The organism is Halomonas flagellata, from assembly GCF_022487945.1.
In the GTDB taxonomy this organism is placed as follows: Bacteria; Pseudomonadota; Gammaproteobacteria; order Pseudomonadales; family Halomonadaceae; genus Halomonas; species Halomonas flagellata.
The window spans coordinates 1-520 of sequence record NZ_JAKVPY010000152.1 but is presented as its reverse complement, the minus strand read 5'-3'; the positions used below and the strand labels follow the sequence as shown (position 1 = coordinate 520).

The following is a 520-nucleotide window of genomic DNA, read 5'->3' as shown; positions in this document are numbered from 1 at the left end:
AAGATTTTGAATCAAAAGATGAAATAAATCAATCGTTAGGAATTAATTGTTGTCAAAAATTCAATATCAAAATTTTGGGGTATGGCAAATTATCAAATTGTTAATTTAAGATCAAAATATTGCTAACCCCTATAATTTTGAGGGGTTATTTCATTTTTTATTGATAATTTGATCACTATACCGTGTAAACAGGAGAGTGTTTGGGTATAAAACTAATTATTTTCAGAAAACCCCTTATTTTTTAGGGGGTTGTTTTAAAAACCATACTTTTTATTTAAAAAACTTTTGTTTTACCAGGGGCTATTCTGATAAAAGACTTCGCGAAATTACAATTTTTTGAATTTCTGAAGTACCTTCATAGATCTGGGTGATCTTAGCGTCCCGCATGAGTCGTTCTACATGATATTCTTTTACGTAGCCGTTTCCTCCATGTATCTGTACGGCTTCAATAGTGGTATTCATAGCAACTTCCGAAGCATACAACTTGGCCATGGAGCCTGAAATATCATAATCTTCATCT

1 protein-coding gene is annotated in these 520 nt (G+C 31.7%); it reads right to left on the bottom strand.

Going from position 1 to position 520, the window contains the following annotated elements; translation table 11 throughout:
* Positions 1-300: 300 nt before the first annotated feature.
* Positions 301-520: acyl-CoA dehydrogenase family protein (locus tag MKP05_RS21620; RefSeq protein ID WP_276316714.1), on the bottom strand; the 220-nt coding region annotated here is incomplete at its 5' end.